Raw genomic sequence first — 15075 nt, 5'->3', positions numbered from 1 at the left:
AGTCCGCCCTGCCCCTGCGGACACCCCCTGCCGCCGTCGGCTGCCCGGAAGGTCAGATGTAGCCTTCCCGAAGGGCAAAGGCCACGGCGTGCGCACGATTGCGCAGATGGAGCCGTGTGGTGAGTCCGTGCATGACGTTCTTGACGGTCCGCTCGGAGTAGGACAGCTTGCCCGCGATCTCACCGGTGTCGAAACCCTCGGAGACCAGGCGCAGGACGTCCACCTCACGGGGCGTGAGCCCGAACGGCGCACTGGTCCGGCCCGCCGCACCCCGGTGCAGCGTGCCCACCTGCCGGATGAGCCGGCCGAGCAGATCGGCGGGCAGGTCCCCGTCGTCGCGGGACGCGGCCAGCACCGCCTGCACCAGCCGCCCGGCGGTGGCCTCGTGGCGCCAGACGATCGCTCCGACACCGCACTCCACCACGTCCAGCAGTTCGTTCTCGCGCATCGCGCCTATGACGAGCACGGCGCGAGCCCCCTCGCTGCGCACGATCCGGCGCAACCGGGTCAGCGCCGCCTCGTCGAGCGCGTCCTCCACGAGCAGGGCCACCGTGCCCGGACCGGACTCCTCGCGCAGCTCGATCTCCGGGTGTCTGAGCAACTGGCTGATCGCGCCCTCGCGGCTGATCGGATCAGGGGCGGACACCGCCACCGGGACGCGCCGGTCCGCGGAGCCGGAGCCCCGGCCCGTGCCGGGGGAGGAGATGGTCGTGGTCCGGGGTGAGTTGAGCAACCGATTCCCCTGTTCAGCAGCCCGCCGCGGAGCGCGAGCCGGTGGTGGATGAGCACCTTCCACCCTTCTCCGGGCATCGCGCCGGCCGCAATCGTGGAGCACCACGAGCCACACCACGAGACCGCGCCGGCGGCCACCACGAGACCGGCCGCCTCCGCGAGCGTCACCGCAGGTCACAGCGGGCGCCGTTGACATCGGGACGGCTCCGGCGAGCCGACAGTGAGGTACGCCACTCCACACCACCGCGACGCGCGTTCCGTCGTCTCACCCGGCGGCGAAGCACACCATCCAGCACAGGAGGCAGCGATGACCGGACCGCTCCGCGAACGCGAGGGCACCCGGGCCCTGCTCGCGGCCGAGACGGAACGGGCCCGCTCCGGTTCCGGCCGCCTCGTGCTGCTCCAGGGCGCCTCCGGCACCGGCCGCACCTCCGTACTGGAAGCCGCCGCCCGGGACGCCGCGGACCGGGGCCTGCGGGTGCTGTGGGCGCGCTGCTCGCCGGAGGACAGCGGGGTGCCCTTCGCCACGGTGCTGCAACTGCTGGGTCCCGTACCGGACTTCCCCGACCTCGTACCGGACGGCGACGACCGCGGGAGCGCCGCCCGGCTGTGGCGGCTGCTGAGCGCGTACGCGGACGAGGGCCCGCTCCTGCTTTCGGTCGATGACGTCCACCTGGCCGACGTCCCCTCGCGCCGCTGGCTGCAGGAGGCCGCGCGCCGCATCGACCGATTACCGGTGCTGCTCGTGGTGAGCGAACGGAGCCAGTACGACATCGACCCCGGGCGCTCCGGGCTCGCCCGGTCCCTGCCCCCGTCCCTCGTCCGCACCCACACGATCGAACCGCTCGGCGACACGGCCGCCGCGGAGCTCGTCCGCGCCGCCGTCGCGGACGCCGGACCCGAATGGACGGCGGAGTGCGTACGCGCGGGGGCGGGCAGTCCGCTGCTCCTCCACGCGCTGCTCGACGACCTCGGCGGCCCGCAGGCGGCCGGCCCGGCACCGGCACCGGCACCGGCGCCCGTCGCCGCCCTGCCGGACAGCTGCGCCGCGTTGTATCCCGGGAGCTATCCGGCGGCCGTCGCGTGGTGGCTGAGCAGCGCGGGAACGGCAACGGCCGAGGTGGCCCGCTGCCTGGCAGCACTGGAGGAAGCCTGGCCCCCGCAGACGCACGAGGCACACGGGACACAGGGACCGGAGGGACGGCGCGCCGGGCTCGGCGCGAGCGCCCCGGCGGGTACGGACGTGGCCGGGGTGCTGGCCGAGGCGGCCGGCGCGGATCCCGCACGGGTGGCCGGCTGGCTCACCGCGATGACCCGCATCGGACTCCTGCGCCCGGACTCCGCCGGCCGGCCGCGCTTCGCCCACCGGCTGCTGCGGGACGCGGTGTTGACCGGGTGGCCGACGGTGCGGCGCGAGGAGGCGCACCGGCTGGCGGCCGCGACGATGCTGCGGCGCGGGGAACGCGTCGAGGCGGTCGCCGCCCATCTGCTGCGCGCGCGGGGCGTCGGCCTGCCCTGGGCACTGCGCGTGCTGCGGGAGGCGGCGACGGTCGCGGTGCACGACGCCCGCCCCGGCGCCGCCGCCGGCTATCTGCGCCGCGCTCTGGACGAACCGCTCTCCGACGACCGGCGCCAGCAGCTCCTCACCGAGCTGGGCTCACTGGAGTACGCCTCGGCCGACGGCGCGGTGGCCATCGCGCGTCTGGCGGAGGCACAGCACCTGCCGGCCGCCCCCCGTGACCGGGTGCGCGCGGCCGTCGCCCTCGGCACGGCCCTGGTCGGCCGCGGCGAGGTCACCACCGCCCTGGAGGTACTGCGGCGCACGGAGGGCAGCCTGGACGGACATCCGGGACTCACCCGCACCGTGCAGACCGCCACCGCTCTGCTGGCCGACTCCGACCTCGCGACCCGCCAGGAGACCTACCGCAGGCTCTGCGAGAGCGGCGTACACGCGCCGGAACTCGTCGGCACCGCCAGCCGGGCGCTGCTGGTGCGCTACGAGGCGACGGCCGGCCTGATCTCGGCCGGCGAGGCCATGACCCGCGTACGGGCCCTGCTCGCACAGCCCTCCGACCCGCTGGCCGAACCGTTCCTGCTGGGGACGGCGGCGGCGGTCGCCGAATGGGCCGACGAACTCGACGAGGCGGAGCGGCTCGTGGACCGCGGTCTGGCCGGGCAGCACCCCGCCCTCCTCCACCCCATGGAGCACGCGCTGCTCAACACCCGCGCCGACATCGCCGCGGCCCGCGGCGACGTCGCCCGGCTGATCGCGGTACGCGGTGACGGCGCGGCCGTCGCGGCGCGCGCCCACAGCGGCCCCTCCAACCGGGACGCCCACGTGCTGATGGCGCTCGTGCACACGGGCCGTTCCGAGGAAGCCGCCCGGCTCGCCGACGCCTTCGACCTGAGCCGGGCCCCGGAATCATGGGAGCTGAACCGCTTCCTCTACGCGCGGGGAGTACAGCGCCTGGCCGCGGGGGACCCGGCGGGCGCGCTCCACGACTTCCTGGAGTGCGGCCGCCGCCAGAGCGCCCGAGAGGTGTTCAGCCCGGTCGTCACCCCCTGGCGCTCGGCGGTCGCCCAGTGCCGCCTCGCGCTCGGCGGCGGCCAGGAGGCGCTGGCGCTGGCCACCGAGGAACTGCGGCTGGCCCGGGTGTGGAACACCCCGCGCACGGTGGGACGGGCGCTGCGCGTCCTCGGCACCGCGACCGGCGGCCGCCGAGGACTTCACCTGGCCGATGAGGCGGTCGAGACCCTCAGGGACGCACCCGCCGACGCCGGAATGGAACTGGTCGAAGCCCTCCTCGCCCAGGGCCGCCAGCTCCTCGCCGCGGGTGAGCGCGGGCGCGCCCGTGACCGGCTGCGCGAGGCGGCCGACCTGGCCGAACGCAAGGGCGGCCGGCGCCTGCTCGCCCTGGCCGAGCAGGCCCTGCGCGAGGGCGGCGCCCGGGTTCCGGTCCCCGGTGCCCTGACCGGCAGCGAGCGTCGCATCGCGGAACTGGCCGCGGCGGGGCGGACGAACACCGAGATCGCGGACCTGCTCCACCTGGCCCGCCGCACCGTGGAGACCCACCTGACGAGCACCTACCGCAAGCTCGGCATACGCAGCAGGACGGAACTCCGCGCCACCCTGGCCCTCACCCGTCCCGAACCCGCGGCCCCCGGGGCCCCCGCCTGACCCCGTGCCGGAGGACGTCAGACCGCCCGCCCCCGCCCCCGCCCGCCGGCCCCGGTCAGCGGATTGTCCAGCTCCGCCCACTGGTCGCCCGGAATCCCGGGGCTCAGCCGCATCAGCGTCAGGGCCTTGGTCGGCAGCGGAGCCGTCAGCAGGGCCTCGGTGTCCGCCGTGGCGGGAAGGCCCGCGGCCTCGGCCAGCGCCTCGCCGAAGGCCGCCGTCGAGCCCGCGGTGGCCCCCAGAGTGCCGGTCAGCAGGGAGCCGAACAGTTTGCGCCGCAGCAGGGTCACGTCGTCGGTGACCAGTCGGCCCGAGAGCGGCGGCACCGGCAGACCGTGCCGCACCAGCCGCTCGGGGCTGATCCGGATGTCGGCCAGATCGCGGTAGACCAGCCGCAGCGGGGCCCCTGTCGCGTCCAGGACGACCAGCAGGTTCTGGCCGTGCGCCTCCAGCGCCACGCCGAGGTCCAGCACGCGCAGGCACACCGACAGCGCGAGACGGGCGAACTCGGCCCGCCAGGCCGCCGAACGCGCGAACGCCGCCCCGCCCAGGGCGGCCACCGGTACCACCCGCTCGCCCGCCGCCGCGTCCGCGTACACCTCGGGAGGCTCGCGCAGCACCGCCGCCAGGTCAGGGCTGTGCGCCGTCGCCGCGCCCAGGGTGCGGGTGATGTGCAGCCGCCCGTCGAGCCGCTCCGACAGGGCCTGGGCGAAGGCGGAGACCGCCGCCGCCGTCTCGATGGAGTACTCCGAGATGTCCCGTACGGAGGAGGTCAGACGGGTACTCAGCGCCGTCTTGACGTGTGGGCCCCCGGCCGCCGGTGCCAGGGTGCGCAGGGCCATCAGGGGATGCGCCGCGAAGCCGGGGCGCAGCACCCCGGCCGGCCCCCGGCCCGTCTGTTTCAGGACGTGTTCCGCCTGCCACGGGTGCACCGGCAGCAGGAGCCGGCCGCCGTCGCGCAGCTCGGCCGGCCACGCGCCCGTGACCAGGCACTCCTCGGCCCGTACGGCGACCAGCCCGAGCTCGACCAGCGGCCGGTGTTCCGGCGCGTACGCCAGCTGCTCGGCCACCGAGAAGCCCGGCCGGGAGCGGCAGTTGGGGTGGTACGGATGGCCGTCGACCACCCGCTGCTCCCACTCCCAGGCGCTCCCCGGAGCGGCTTCCCCGGCCGCCGGCTGCCCGGCCCGGGACAGCGCGAGCGAGGCCGTGCTGTCGTCGAGCTCGGCGGCGAAGGCCTCTCCGTGCGGCACGCCCAGGGCCGCCACGAGCCGCCCCGCCTGCCGGTACGGGACGCCGTCGAGCAGCACCTCCCGGACGTACGGGTCGGTCGCGTAGGGATCGGGGAGCGGGCCCTCCAGCCGGCCGCCCCCGGACAGCAGCAGGGACAGGCCGCCCGGCCCGCGCTCGCGGCGCTCCACCCACGGCAGCGGTTCGACGGCCAGCGCCCGCCACAGACGGGTCAGGACGGCGGCCCGGGCGCCGTCGAGCGCGGAGCCGTAAGCGGGACCGAGGGCGGGACGCACCTCGGCCAGTTCGGCGGACACGGCCTCTTCGGCCGGGGAGGCGGGGAGGTTCATGCTGGGGTGCAGGGCCCTGTTCCTCTCACGGGTCTCTCACGGGTGGCGTGATGATCACTGCATCATCGCGGATACTGAAGATCACGACCGGTGGTACGCCCCGCGAACCCCGGCACTTGGGATGGACCGAATGGAATCCGTGGAATCCGTGGACCTCAACGCCGCAGCCGACGCGTACGCCGCCACCCCCCTGCTGAACTGCCTGCTGCGGGAAGCGGCGGATCCCGCCGAAGCGGAGCCCGCCTCCGCGGCGGCCCCGGCGGACGGCGGCGCCGCGGTCCACCGGCTGCGCGGCAGCGGCCGGCTCCTGCGCGTACGGGCCGGGCGCCGGCCACTCCACCCCGAGCTGCGCACGGCGGACGGCTGGCACCCGCTCAGCCACACGGAGCTCGTCAAGCTGACGGCCGACGAGCTGCGCCGGTACACGGGCGTCCCCAACGACGAGCTCCCCGTCGAGATCGCCGACAGCCGCGAGGCCGTCGCCGCGCTGCTGGCCGCCCGCGCCGCCGCCGAGCCCCCGCAGGACCCGTACGTCCGCTCCGAGCAGTCCCTGGTCATGGGACACCCGTACCACCCCGCCCCCAAGGCGCGGGGCGGCGCGCCCGCCGCGAGCTGGCTGCCGTACGCGCCGGAGGCGTACGCGCGCCACCCGCTGGTCTTCCTGGGGCTGCGCGAGGACCAGGCGGTCGAGGAGGGCGGCCCGGCCGCCGCCGACGCGGTCGACGCGCTGGCCGGGCTGCTCGACGGCCCGCGCCCGCCCGCCGGATACCGGCTGCTGCCCGCGCATCCCTGGCAGCTGGAGCTGGTCGGAGGCTCGGCGGCCGTACGCACGGCTTTCGCCGACGGGCGGCTGCTGCGCCTGGGCCCCGGCCGTCGGACGGTGTGGCCGACGGCATCGATCCGCACGCTGTACGTGCCCGGTGAGGCTGACCTCTTCGTCAAATTCAGCCTCGACGTCCGGATCACCAACGACGTGCGCCGGCTGTGGCGGCACGACCTGGTGAAACTGCGCCGCACGGACGCCGCGGTCGAGGCGGCCTTCGCCGGGCTGCGCCGCCGCGGGTCGAACGCGGTCTGGCTCGCCGACCGCGGCTACCGCACCGCCTCCTTCGCCTTCGAGGAGCTCGCCGTCCTGGTCCGCGACGGGCTGCACGCGCGGCTGGAGCCGGGGGCGACGCCGCTCGCGTCCGCCGCGCTCGCGGAGGGGTTCGCCGGCAGTCCGCTCGCGGCGACGGCCGATCCGGCCGGCTGGTGGCGGGCGTACCTGCGCCAGGTGGTGCCGCCCGTGCTGGACGTGTTCGCCCGGCACGGCGTCGTACTGGAGGCGCACCTGCAGAACTGCCTCGTGGCCGTCGACGCGCAGGGCGTGCCGGTGCAGGCCCTGTTCCGGGACGCGGAGGGGGTGAAGCTGCTCGCGGAGACGGAGAGTGCCGCCGGTTGGCAGCGGCTGGTCTACTGCCTGGTCGTGAACCACCTCACGGAGGTGGCCGGGGCCCTCGCGGAGGCGCACCCGGGCACGGCCGCCGCGCTGTGGCCGGCGGTGCGCGAGGAGTTCCTGCGCTACGACGCGGAACACGGCCTGCCCGAGATCGCGGAGCTGCTCTCGGCCCCGTCCCTCCCGGCCAAAACGAACCTGCTGCTGCGCTGGACGCGCGCCGACGGAGCGGACGCCCGCTACATCCCGCTCCCGAACCCGCTGCGGAGCTAGGGGGTGTTGGGATTCGGCCAAGGTGGGGCGGGATCGGGGGCACCCCCTCACCCACAGGTATAGACCAATGCTAGGTTGCGTACCGCGCAGTCCTTGACCACCCGTCAGAGGAGAAGCCATGCCCTCCCTTATGCGGGACGGCGGCCCGGCCGCCGCCATGCCCAAGTACCAGCGGATCGCCGCGGCCCTGCGGAGCGAGCTCGAACGCGCCGCGCACACCCCCGGCGCCAGACTGCCCTCGGAGCGCACCCTCGCCGCTCGCTACCAGGTCAACCGGCAGACCGTCCGGGCCGCCCTCCAGCACCTGCGACAGGACGGCCTGATCGTCACCGAACGGCGCGGCACCCGCCCGGCCGTCGAAGGCGCCGCCCCGACGCGCGAAGCCGGGGGCCGAGCCGGGGGCCAACCCGCCCGCCCGGCCGTCGTGCCCGAGCGGAGCCGGCTGAGCCTGGTCAGCGTGCCGCCCTCGCTCGCCGAACTGCTCGGCATGCGCGGCGGGGAGCGGACCCTGGTCCACCACCGCCGTGAGCACGGCCCGTCGGGGGAGACCCTCCGGGACGCGATCACGTACCTCTGCCCGGGCGCGGTCGCCGCCGAACCCGAACTCGCCCGCTACCGCGACCGGCCGGCGGCCGACGCGCCGGTCCGGGACGAGGACCTCGGGCCCCTGCACCGGTGGCTCGACCGGGCGGCGGAACGGGGCCGGGTCGCCGAGACCCTCACCATGACCCGGAGCAGCGGGGCACCGGCCGCCCCGCCCGCCTGCGGTCTGACCGTACGCCGCACCCTGTACGACGGCTCGGGACGGCTGCTCGCCGTCACCGACCTCGCCTTCCCCACCTGGAACCGGCTGACCTTCCACCGGGACCACGACGTGGCCGGATTCCGCGTCACCTGAGACCCGGCACGGCACGGCACGCACGGCACGGCACGCACGGCACGGCACGCACGGCACGCCGCAGCCCCTCGGAGCGGCCCCTCAGAAGCGCAGGGCCCAGCTGTCGAGGTGGCCGGTGTAACCCGCGAACGCGTCGTACACCCTCAGTTTCCACACGCCGTTGGCGGTCTCCGACGAGGCGTCGATCCCGAACACCCCTCTGAGGTCGGCATTGCCCCAGCCGGTGTAGCTGTCCTTGATCGGGTACACCGTGCCGTCGGGCGCGATCACGTCGACCTGGAGGGTGCCGGAGTCCGGGTGCCTGATGTCCAGTTCCACGTCCAGCTGCGCGGGAGCGCGGCCGGGGATCCCGCTGACCGTCACCGGCGATTCGACCGTCTCCAGATCCCCGATCGGATGGTCCGAGTCGTTCGCGAAGCGCGGACCGGGCGCGCGGTTCGGCGCCGTCCCCACGTACAGGAGCCGGTCGGGCGAGCCCGGTCCGGCGTCGACCACGGAGCCGGTCGTGGCCGCGGCGGTGAGGGCGTCCGCCACCTGCGCGGGCGTGGCCGTACGGTGGTCGGCGAGGTAGAGCGCGGCCGCGCCCGCCACGTGCGGGGAGGCCATCGAGGTGCCGGACATGGTGGTGCTCCAGTCGTCGCCCCAGAACACCGCCGAGGTGATCGAGTCGCCAGGGGCGAACAGGTCCACCAGGGGCCCGTGGTTGGAGTACGAGGCGCGCGCGTCGCCGTCGTTGGTCGCGCCGACCGTCAGCGCCGCGGGCACCCGGGCGGGGGAGTGGGTGGAGGCGTCCGCGTCCTGGTTGCCGGCGGCGACCGCGTACGTGATGCCGGAGGCGATGGAGTTGCCTACGGCGGCGTCCAGCACGTCGTCGGGGTCGCCGCCCAGGCTCATGTTGGCGACGGCGGGCTTCACGGCATTGCGCGTGACCCAGTCGATCCCGGCGACCACCTGCTCCGTGGTGCCCTCGCCCGACCAGTCGAGCACCCTGACGGACACGACCTTCGCCTTCTTCGCGACCCCGTACGCCGTGCCCGCGAGGGTGCCGGCGACGTGCGTGCCGTGCCCGTGCAGGTCGTCGGCCTCGTAGTCCTCGTCGATGGCGTCGTACCCGTACGAGGCGCGCCCGCCGAAGTCCTGGTGGCTGATGTTGACGCCGGTGTCGATGACGTACGCGGTCACGCCCTGCCCGGCCGAATCGGGGTACGCGTAGCTCTGGTCGAGGGGGAGCCGGCGCCGGTCGATCCGGTCGACGCCCCAGGAGGGCGGTTCCGGCTGGACGGAGTCGAGCCGCAGCTTCCGGTTCTGTGCGACCTCGGCGACGGCGGGGTCCGCGGCGAGCCGGCGGGCCTGGCGCTCGGACAGCCGGACGGAGTAGCCGTTGAGCGCGGCGTCGTAGGTGCGGCGGATCGTGCCGCCGGAGCGGGTGACCACGGACCGCCCCTGTTCCGTACGGGCACCCGCGCGGGCCGGGTTCAGCAGGACGAGGTAGCTGCCGGCGACGGCTCCGGGCGCTCCGGCGTACCGGACGCTCCCCTCGGGCGGGCTCGCGGCCGATGCCCCGGTGTGCGCGCCGAGGGCGAGCGCCGAGGCGAGGGAGAGGGCGGCCCCGCACCGCCGCCATCCGAACTGCCGTAATCCGCGGGTCCCATGTGATCCACGCGATCCGTGTGACCTATGTAATGCGTGTGATCTGCGCAATGCGCGTGACCTGCGTAATGGATGTGATCCGTGCCATGTCTTGAACATCCGGGCCGAACCCCCCTTGAGTCGTGCGCTCAGAGTGAGGCGCGGCAAGGGCCCGCACAAGTCCGAGCGCCCAGGAGGAAAGAGGGGGGAAACAAGAGGAACCGGAGTCGCCGGTCGCGCGCGTGCGCGCGTGTAAGCGGACGGCCGCATTTCCGGCAATTCTTGACGTTCAAGCTGAAAGAGACCACCATCGACGGCAGTCAAGGTCCCGCGCCGCAAGCCGACAAGCCCAAGGAGCGAACCCCATGCCCGCCCATGCCCCGTCCTCCACTTCCGAAACCAACGCAGTCGTCCCCCGTCCGCGCCGCGGCATCCAGGCCGCCCGGATAGCGGACCTGCCGCGGATCGAGGAGCCCAGGGAGGTGGCCCCCTCCGATGCGAGGGAGCTGTCACGGGTGTTCTTCCGGCGGCTGAGCGAACTGCCCTCGGGTACGCCGGAACACCAGTACGTCCGCAACGCGCTCATAGAGATGAACGCCTCACTCGTCCAGTACGCCGTCCGCCGTTTCCGCGGCCGGGGTGACGGAGGAGACATCGAGGACATCGTCCAGGTCGGCACCATCGGCCTGATCAAGGCGATCGACCGGTTCGACCCGGCCCGCGAGAACGAATTCGCCACCCTCGCCATGCCGTACATCACAGGCGAGATCAAGCGGCACTTCCGCGACACCTCCTGGGCCGTGCGCGTCCCGCGCCGCCTCCAGGAGCTCCGCCTCGACATCGCCAAGGCGAAGGAGGAGCTGACCACCACGCTCGACCGTTCGCCCACTGTCGCCGACCTCGCCGGCCACCTCGGCCTCGCGGAGGAGGACGTCATAGAGGGTCTCGTCGCCGCCAACGGCCACACCACCGGCTCCCTGGACGCCCCGCACTCCGGGCACGCCGAGGGCTCCGACGGCTCGGCCGACGGCCACACCCTCGCCGACGTCATGGGCGAGGAGGAGCCGGCCCTGGAGCGCGTCGAGGACATCCAGACCCTCGCGCCGCTGCTGGAACAGCTCTCGGAGCGCGAGCGCCGGATGCTGCGGATGCGCTTCGGTGAGGAGCTCACCCAGGCGCAGATCGGCGCGGCGCTCGGCATCTCGCAGATGCAGGTCTCCCGGGTGCTGGGCCGCGTCCTCGCCCACCTGCGCGCCTCCATGCTGGAGGACCCCGGATCCGAGACCTCCTAGGTCCCGGCACCACCATCGCCCCGGGGTTCCGGCGTGAGGTGGATCACCTCGGCGTTTACCCCGGATGAGCCTGGGCACCCGCGGATCCGGAGCGGACCCTTCCGCCGGTTGTCACACGGCCGGCGCGGGTGCGGGCGGATCCCGTACCGCTCCACGGCCTGTGCCCGGCCCTCGTGGCCGGGCACAGGCCGTTCCCGGTACGACCCGCGAGGTGTATGTGTCCACGCTCCAGGCCGAACACGTCTACAAGGTGTTCGGAAGACGACCCGGCGACGCCGCAGCCGCGGTCCGCGCGCTCCGAGCCGGCGCGAGCCGCGACGAGCTGCGCGCCGACGGTACGACGGCCGCTGTGATCGACGCCTCATTCCGCGTCGAGCCCGGCGAGATCTTCGTCGTCATGGGTCTGTCGGGGTCCGGCAAGTCCACGCTGCTGCGCATGCTGAACGGACTGCTCGCACCCACCGAGGGGCGCATCCTCTTCGACGGCCAGGACCTCACGACCCTCTCCCGGCGTGAGCTGCGCCACGTCCGCTCCACCAAGATCAGCATGGTGTTCCAGCACTTCGCGCTCTTCCCGCACCGCAGCGTGCTGGAGAACGCCGCCTACGGGCTGGAGGTGCAGGGCGTCGCCCGCGACGAGCGGCTGCGCCGAGCCGCCGAGGCGCTGGAGCTGTGCGGGCTCGCCGGCTGGGAGACCTCCTGGCCCGACGAGCTGTCCGGCGGCATGCAGCAGCGCGTGGGCCTCGCCCGCGCCCTGGCCACCGACGCCGACCTGCTCCTGATGGACGAGTCCTTCAGCGCGCTGGACCCGCTCATCCGCCGCGACATGCAGGACCAGCTGCTGGAGCTCCAGCAGCGGCTCAAGAAGACCATCGTGTTCATCACGCACGACCTCAACGAGGCCATGCGCCTGGGCGACGGCATCGCCGTCATGCGCGACGGCCGCGTCGTCCAGCAGGGCACCGCCGAGGACATCCTCACCCGCCCCGCCGACGACTACGTCGCCTCCTTCATCCAGGACGTCGACCGCTCGCGCGTGCTCACGGCCGACGCCGTGATGACGGACCCGGTCGCCGGAAGCTGTGCGTGCGGCTGTCCCAGCGTCACCGCCGACACCCCGATCGCCGACCTGTGCGCCGTCAGCGCCCGCGTCCCGCACGCCGTCGCCGTCACCGACGGCGCCGGGGTCGTCGTGGGCTCCGTACCGCAGGACCGCCTCGTCGCCTTCATCGGCGACGAACAGCGCGCCCCGGTCCGCTGCGCGGAGGTGGCCGCCTGATGCCCCGCCTGCACCTCGGCGCCTGGGTCGACAGCGGCGTCGACTTCCTCCAGCGCCACCTGTCCTGGCTGTTCGACGCCATCAGCGCGCTCGTCACCGGCCTGTACGACGCCATCCACGCCGTGCTCGACGCGCCCGCCCCACTGCTCTTCGCCGGCATCCTCGCCGTCGCCGCCTGGTGGCTGCGCGGGCTGCTCGCCGGCCTCCTCGCCTTCGCCGGCTTCGCACTCGTCGACTCCGTCGACCTGTGGGGCGACGCGATGTCCACGCTCTCGCTGGTCCTCGTCGCGACCCTGGTCACCCTGGTGATCGCGGTCCCGCTCGGCATCTGGGCATCCCGCTCCGACCGGGTCAGCGCCGTCCTGCGGCCCGTCCTGGACTTCATGCAGACCATGCCGGCCATGGTCTACCTGATCCCCGGCATCATCTTCTTCGGCGTGGGCGTGGTGCCCGGCATCATCGCGACCATCATCTTCGCGCTGCCGCCCGGCGTACGGATGACCGAGCTCGGCATCCGCCAGGTCGACGCGGAACTGGTCGAGGCCGCAGACGCCTTCGGGACCACCCCGCGCGACACCCTCGTACGCGTCCAGCTGCCGCTGGCCCTGCCCACCATCATGGCGGGCATCAACCAGGTCATCATGCTGGGCCTGTCCATGGTCGTCATCGCGGGCATGGTCGGCGGCGGCGGGCTCGGCGGAGCCGTCTACAAGGCCATCGGCAACGTCGACATCGGCCTCGGCTTCGAGGCGGGCATCTCCATCGTCATCCTCGCCATGTACCTGGACCGGATGACCGGGGCGCTGGGCCGTCAGGTCTCCCCGCTCGGCCGGCGCACCCTCGCCAAGGCGCGGGCCGCCGCGAGCGGCGCGGCCAAGGTGTGGAACCACCGGCCCCAGCCCGCCTACGCCGTCACCGGCGCCGTGGTCCTCGCGCTCGTCGCGGGCGGCCTGAACACCTTCGGCGGCTCCGGACAGCCGGCCGCCGCCGGGCCCGACGCGATCGGCAAGGGACGCAAGATCAGCATCGGCTACATCCCGTGGGACGAGGGCATCGCCTCGACCTACCTGTGGAAGGAGCTCCTGGAGCGCCGCGGCTTCCAGGTGGAGGCCAAGCAGCTGGAGCTCGGCGCCCTGTTCACCGGGCTGGCGGGCGGCCAGGTCGACTTCCAGACCGACGCCTGGCTGCCGGTCACACAGGCCCAGTACTGGGAGAAGTACGGGAACAAGCTGGACGATCTGGGTTCCTGGTACGGCCCGACGTCCATCGAGCTGACCGTCCCCTCGTACATGAAGGACGTCACCTCCCTCGCCGACCTCAAGGGCAAGGGCGACCGGTTCAAGGGCAGGATCATCGGCATCGAGCCCAGCGCGGGCGCGATGGGGATCCTGAAGGGCAAGCTGCTCAAGGAGTACGGCCTCGACGGCGAGTACCAGGTCGTCGACGGATCGACCCCCGGCATGCTCGCCGAGCTGAAGCGGGCCTACCAGAAGCAGGAGCCGGTCGCGGTCGTGCTCTGGTCGCCGCACTGGGCGTACGCCTCGTACGACCTGAAGAAGCTGGAGGACCCCAAGGGCGCGTGGGGCAAGGGCGACGGCATCCACACCCTGGCCCGCAAGGGCTTCGCCGCGGACGAGCCGGAAGTGGCTTCCTGGCTCCGCTCGTTCAAGCTGACCGAGGCCCAGCTGACCGGCCTGGAGGCGAAGATCCAGGACGCGGGCAAGGGCAAGGAGCAACAGGCCGTCCGCACCTGGCTCCAGGAGCACCCGGAGGTCGCGAAAGCGGCCTGACCGCGGTGCGGAGGTGAAGGCGCCGGCGGGCCGGTGGAGAAGCACGCTCCACCGGCCCGCCGGCGTCTTCGTCCGTGTCCGCGCCCCGGGCACGTGCACCGCCGCAGGTCCGGGAACGCACCTCTGACCTGCCGAGATCCTGGATGATCTGCCCCGTGCCCCGGAGGGGGCGGCCGTGGCACAGTGCCTGGAACAGCACCGCCGGACCAGGGAGCCCCCATGCGCGATCCGCACACCGTGCCCCGGCTCGTGGCCGCCCCCGAGGCCCCGGCGGAGCCGGGTCCGCTGCCGCGCTGCCCGGTGTGCGGGAGCCCGCCGGAGCGGATCTCCTGGCGTCAGTGCCCGGGCCGGCCGGTGCGGCTGGTCTTCGACCCCTGCGGCCACCGGTACGCCTCCCCGGCCCCACCCGTCCTGACCGTCACCCCACCACCGTCGTAGGCCGCACCGCCGGTGCAGCGGGCCGTCGTCAGCGGCGCTTCGCCGCCGTGTGCTCCGCCTCCCCGGCCGGCGCCGCGTCCCCGGCCGCCCTCCCGGTCGGCGAGGCCGCGTCCGTGTGCTCCGGGTACCGCTCCTCGTAGGCCTGTACCAGGGAGACGAGCAGGTCGAACGAGGCGTCGTCGAGCGGGGAGTCGCCGGAGCCGTAGTACGCGGCGGCGGCCCGGATGGCCGCCCCGATCGCGTCGGCGTACTCATCGCGCGCGGTGAGGGCGGAACCGGCCGCATCGGCGTTGGTGATCGTCATGTCCCGATCGTCGCCCGGGGGTCTGACAACGCCCGCCGACCGCAAGGGACTTTGACGACAGCCCCTGGGCAGCGGTCCGGCCCGTCCCGCCGGAAGGGCGCCGGCCGTACGGTCACCCGATCGGACGGCTCCGTTCACCGCAGAATCGGCACGCCGTCGGCGGTGCGCGATCCAGCTGATGCATGTTCAAAGATGCTTGATTGGAGACGATTTCGCGCAGCATCCTTCAAGTGATCTCCGTGGGCCGCTATCT

The 15075-nt window shown here is 73.9% G+C and carries 11 protein-coding genes; 7 read left to right on the top strand and 4 right to left on the bottom strand.

Annotated elements, in window-relative coordinates:
- Nucleotides 1-52: 52 nt before the first annotated feature.
- A complete protein-coding gene (locus tag ACFYXV_RS23660) occupies nt 53-733 on the bottom strand; it encodes a response regulator transcription factor (RefSeq protein WP_389383944.1) in 681 nt (226 codons plus the stop codon).
- A 306-nt stretch (nt 734-1039) separates the two neighbouring features.
- Between ACFYXV_RS23660 and ACFYXV_RS23655 the strand changes: the two genes are divergently transcribed.
- Nucleotides 1040-3910: an AAA family ATPase gene (locus ACFYXV_RS23655; protein WP_389383943.1), complete on the top strand. Its 2871-nt coding sequence runs from the start codon at nt 1040-1042 to the stop codon at nt 3908-3910.
- Between the two features lie 17 nt (nt 3911-3927).
- Here the strand turns inward: ACFYXV_RS23655 and ACFYXV_RS23650 are convergent, their stop codons facing one another.
- Nucleotides 3928-5484 carry an IucA/IucC family protein gene (locus ACFYXV_RS23650; RefSeq protein ID WP_389383942.1) on the bottom strand — a complete coding sequence of 519 codons (1557 nt, stop codon included), beginning with the start codon at nt 5482-5484 and terminating at the stop codon, nt 3928-3930.
- Between the two features lie 121 nt (nt 5485-5605).
- Here ACFYXV_RS23650 and ACFYXV_RS23645 point away from each other — a divergent pair, with 121 nt between their 5' ends.
- Together ACFYXV_RS23645 and ACFYXV_RS23640 are read left to right on the top strand one after the other, a co-directional pair.
- The gene (locus ACFYXV_RS23645; protein ID WP_389383941.1) at nt 5606-7192 is read left to right on the top strand and encodes an IucA/IucC family protein; all 1587 of its coding nucleotides are present in this window, start codon (nt 5606-5608) and stop codon (nt 7190-7192) included.
- Between the two features lie 118 nt (nt 7193-7310).
- Entirely contained in the window at nt 7311-8090 is a 780-nt protein-coding gene (locus tag ACFYXV_RS23640) for a GntR family transcriptional regulator (protein WP_389383940.1), read from the top strand.
- Nucleotides 8091-8171: 81 nt separating this feature from the next.
- Here ACFYXV_RS23640 and ACFYXV_RS23635 read toward each other — a convergent pair whose 3' ends face one another.
- Nucleotides 8172-9524: a S8 family serine peptidase gene (locus ACFYXV_RS23635; RefSeq protein ID WP_389383939.1), complete on the bottom strand. Its 1353-nt coding sequence runs from the start codon at nt 9522-9524 to the stop codon at nt 8172-8174.
- A 560-nt stretch (nt 9525-10084) separates the two neighbouring features.
- Here ACFYXV_RS23635 and ACFYXV_RS23630 point away from each other — a divergent pair.
- The 4 genes from ACFYXV_RS23630 to ACFYXV_RS23615 all read left to right on the top strand — a co-directional run bounded on the left by ACFYXV_RS23630 (nt 10085) and on the right by ACFYXV_RS23615 (nt 14518).
- On the top strand, nt 10085-11011 hold the full coding sequence (locus ACFYXV_RS23630; RefSeq protein WP_385469103.1) for a SigB/SigF/SigG family RNA polymerase sigma factor: 927 nt from the start codon (nt 10085-10087) through the stop codon (nt 11009-11011).
- A gap of 217 nt (nt 11012-11228) precedes the next feature.
- Nucleotides 11229-12290: a glycine betaine/L-proline ABC transporter ATP-binding protein gene (locus ACFYXV_RS23625; protein WP_385469227.1), complete on the top strand. Its 1062-nt coding sequence runs from the start codon at nt 11229-11231 to the stop codon at nt 12288-12290.
- On the top strand, nt 12290-14080 hold the full coding sequence (locus ACFYXV_RS23620; protein WP_385469105.1) for an ABC transporter permease/substrate binding protein: 1791 nt from the start codon (nt 12290-12292) through the stop codon (nt 14078-14080). The genes ACFYXV_RS23625 and ACFYXV_RS23620 overlap by 1 nt, the downstream gene beginning before the upstream one ends.
- A 219-nt stretch (nt 14081-14299) precedes the next feature.
- The gene (locus ACFYXV_RS23615) at nt 14300-14518 is read left to right on the top strand and encodes a hypothetical protein (RefSeq protein ID WP_385469108.1); all 219 of its coding nucleotides are present in this window, start codon (nt 14300-14302) and stop codon (nt 14516-14518) included.
- Between the two features lie 28 nt (nt 14519-14546).
- Here the strand turns inward: ACFYXV_RS23615 and ACFYXV_RS23610 are convergent, their stop codons facing one another.
- Nucleotides 14547-14822: a hypothetical protein gene (locus tag ACFYXV_RS23610; RefSeq protein WP_389383938.1), complete on the bottom strand. Its 276-nt coding sequence runs from the start codon at nt 14820-14822 to the stop codon at nt 14547-14549.
- Nucleotides 14823-15075: the final 253 nt, after the last annotated feature.

Origin of the sequence: Streptomyces sp. NPDC002181 (assembly GCF_042890485.1) — a bacterium.
GTDB lineage: Bacteria > Actinomycetota > Actinomycetes > Streptomycetales > Streptomycetaceae > Streptomyces.
Note: the sequence above shows the minus strand (reverse complement) of the source record. Positions and strands in the feature narration are given on the sequence as shown.

Coding starts and splice junctions, on each gene's coding strand:
- ACFYXV_RS23655 (WP_389383943.1), top strand. CDS start 1,040: ATGACCGGACCGCTCCGCGAACGCGAGGGCACCCGGGCCCTGCTCGCG.
- ACFYXV_RS23650 (WP_389383942.1), bottom strand. CDS start 5,484: ATGAACCTCCCCGCCTCCCCGGCCGAAGAGGCCGTGTCCGCCGAACTG.
- ACFYXV_RS23645 (WP_389383941.1), top strand. CDS start 5,606: ATGGACCGAATGGAATCCGTGGAATCCGTGGACCTCAACGCCGCAGCC.
- ACFYXV_RS23640 (WP_389383940.1), top strand. CDS start 7,311: ATGCCCTCCCTTATGCGGGACGGCGGCCCGGCCGCCGCCATGCCCAAG.
- ACFYXV_RS23630 (WP_385469103.1), top strand. CDS start 10,085: ATGCCCGCCCATGCCCCGTCCTCCACTTCCGAAACCAACGCAGTCGTC.
- ACFYXV_RS23620 (WP_385469105.1), top strand. CDS start 12,290: ATGCCCCGCCTGCACCTCGGCGCCTGGGTCGACAGCGGCGTCGACTTC.
- ACFYXV_RS23615 (WP_385469108.1), top strand. CDS start 14,300: ATGCGCGATCCGCACACCGTGCCCCGGCTCGTGGCCGCCCCCGAGGCC.
- ACFYXV_RS23610 (WP_389383938.1), bottom strand. CDS start 14,822: ATGACGATCACCAACGCCGATGCGGCCGGTTCCGCCCTCACCGCGCGC.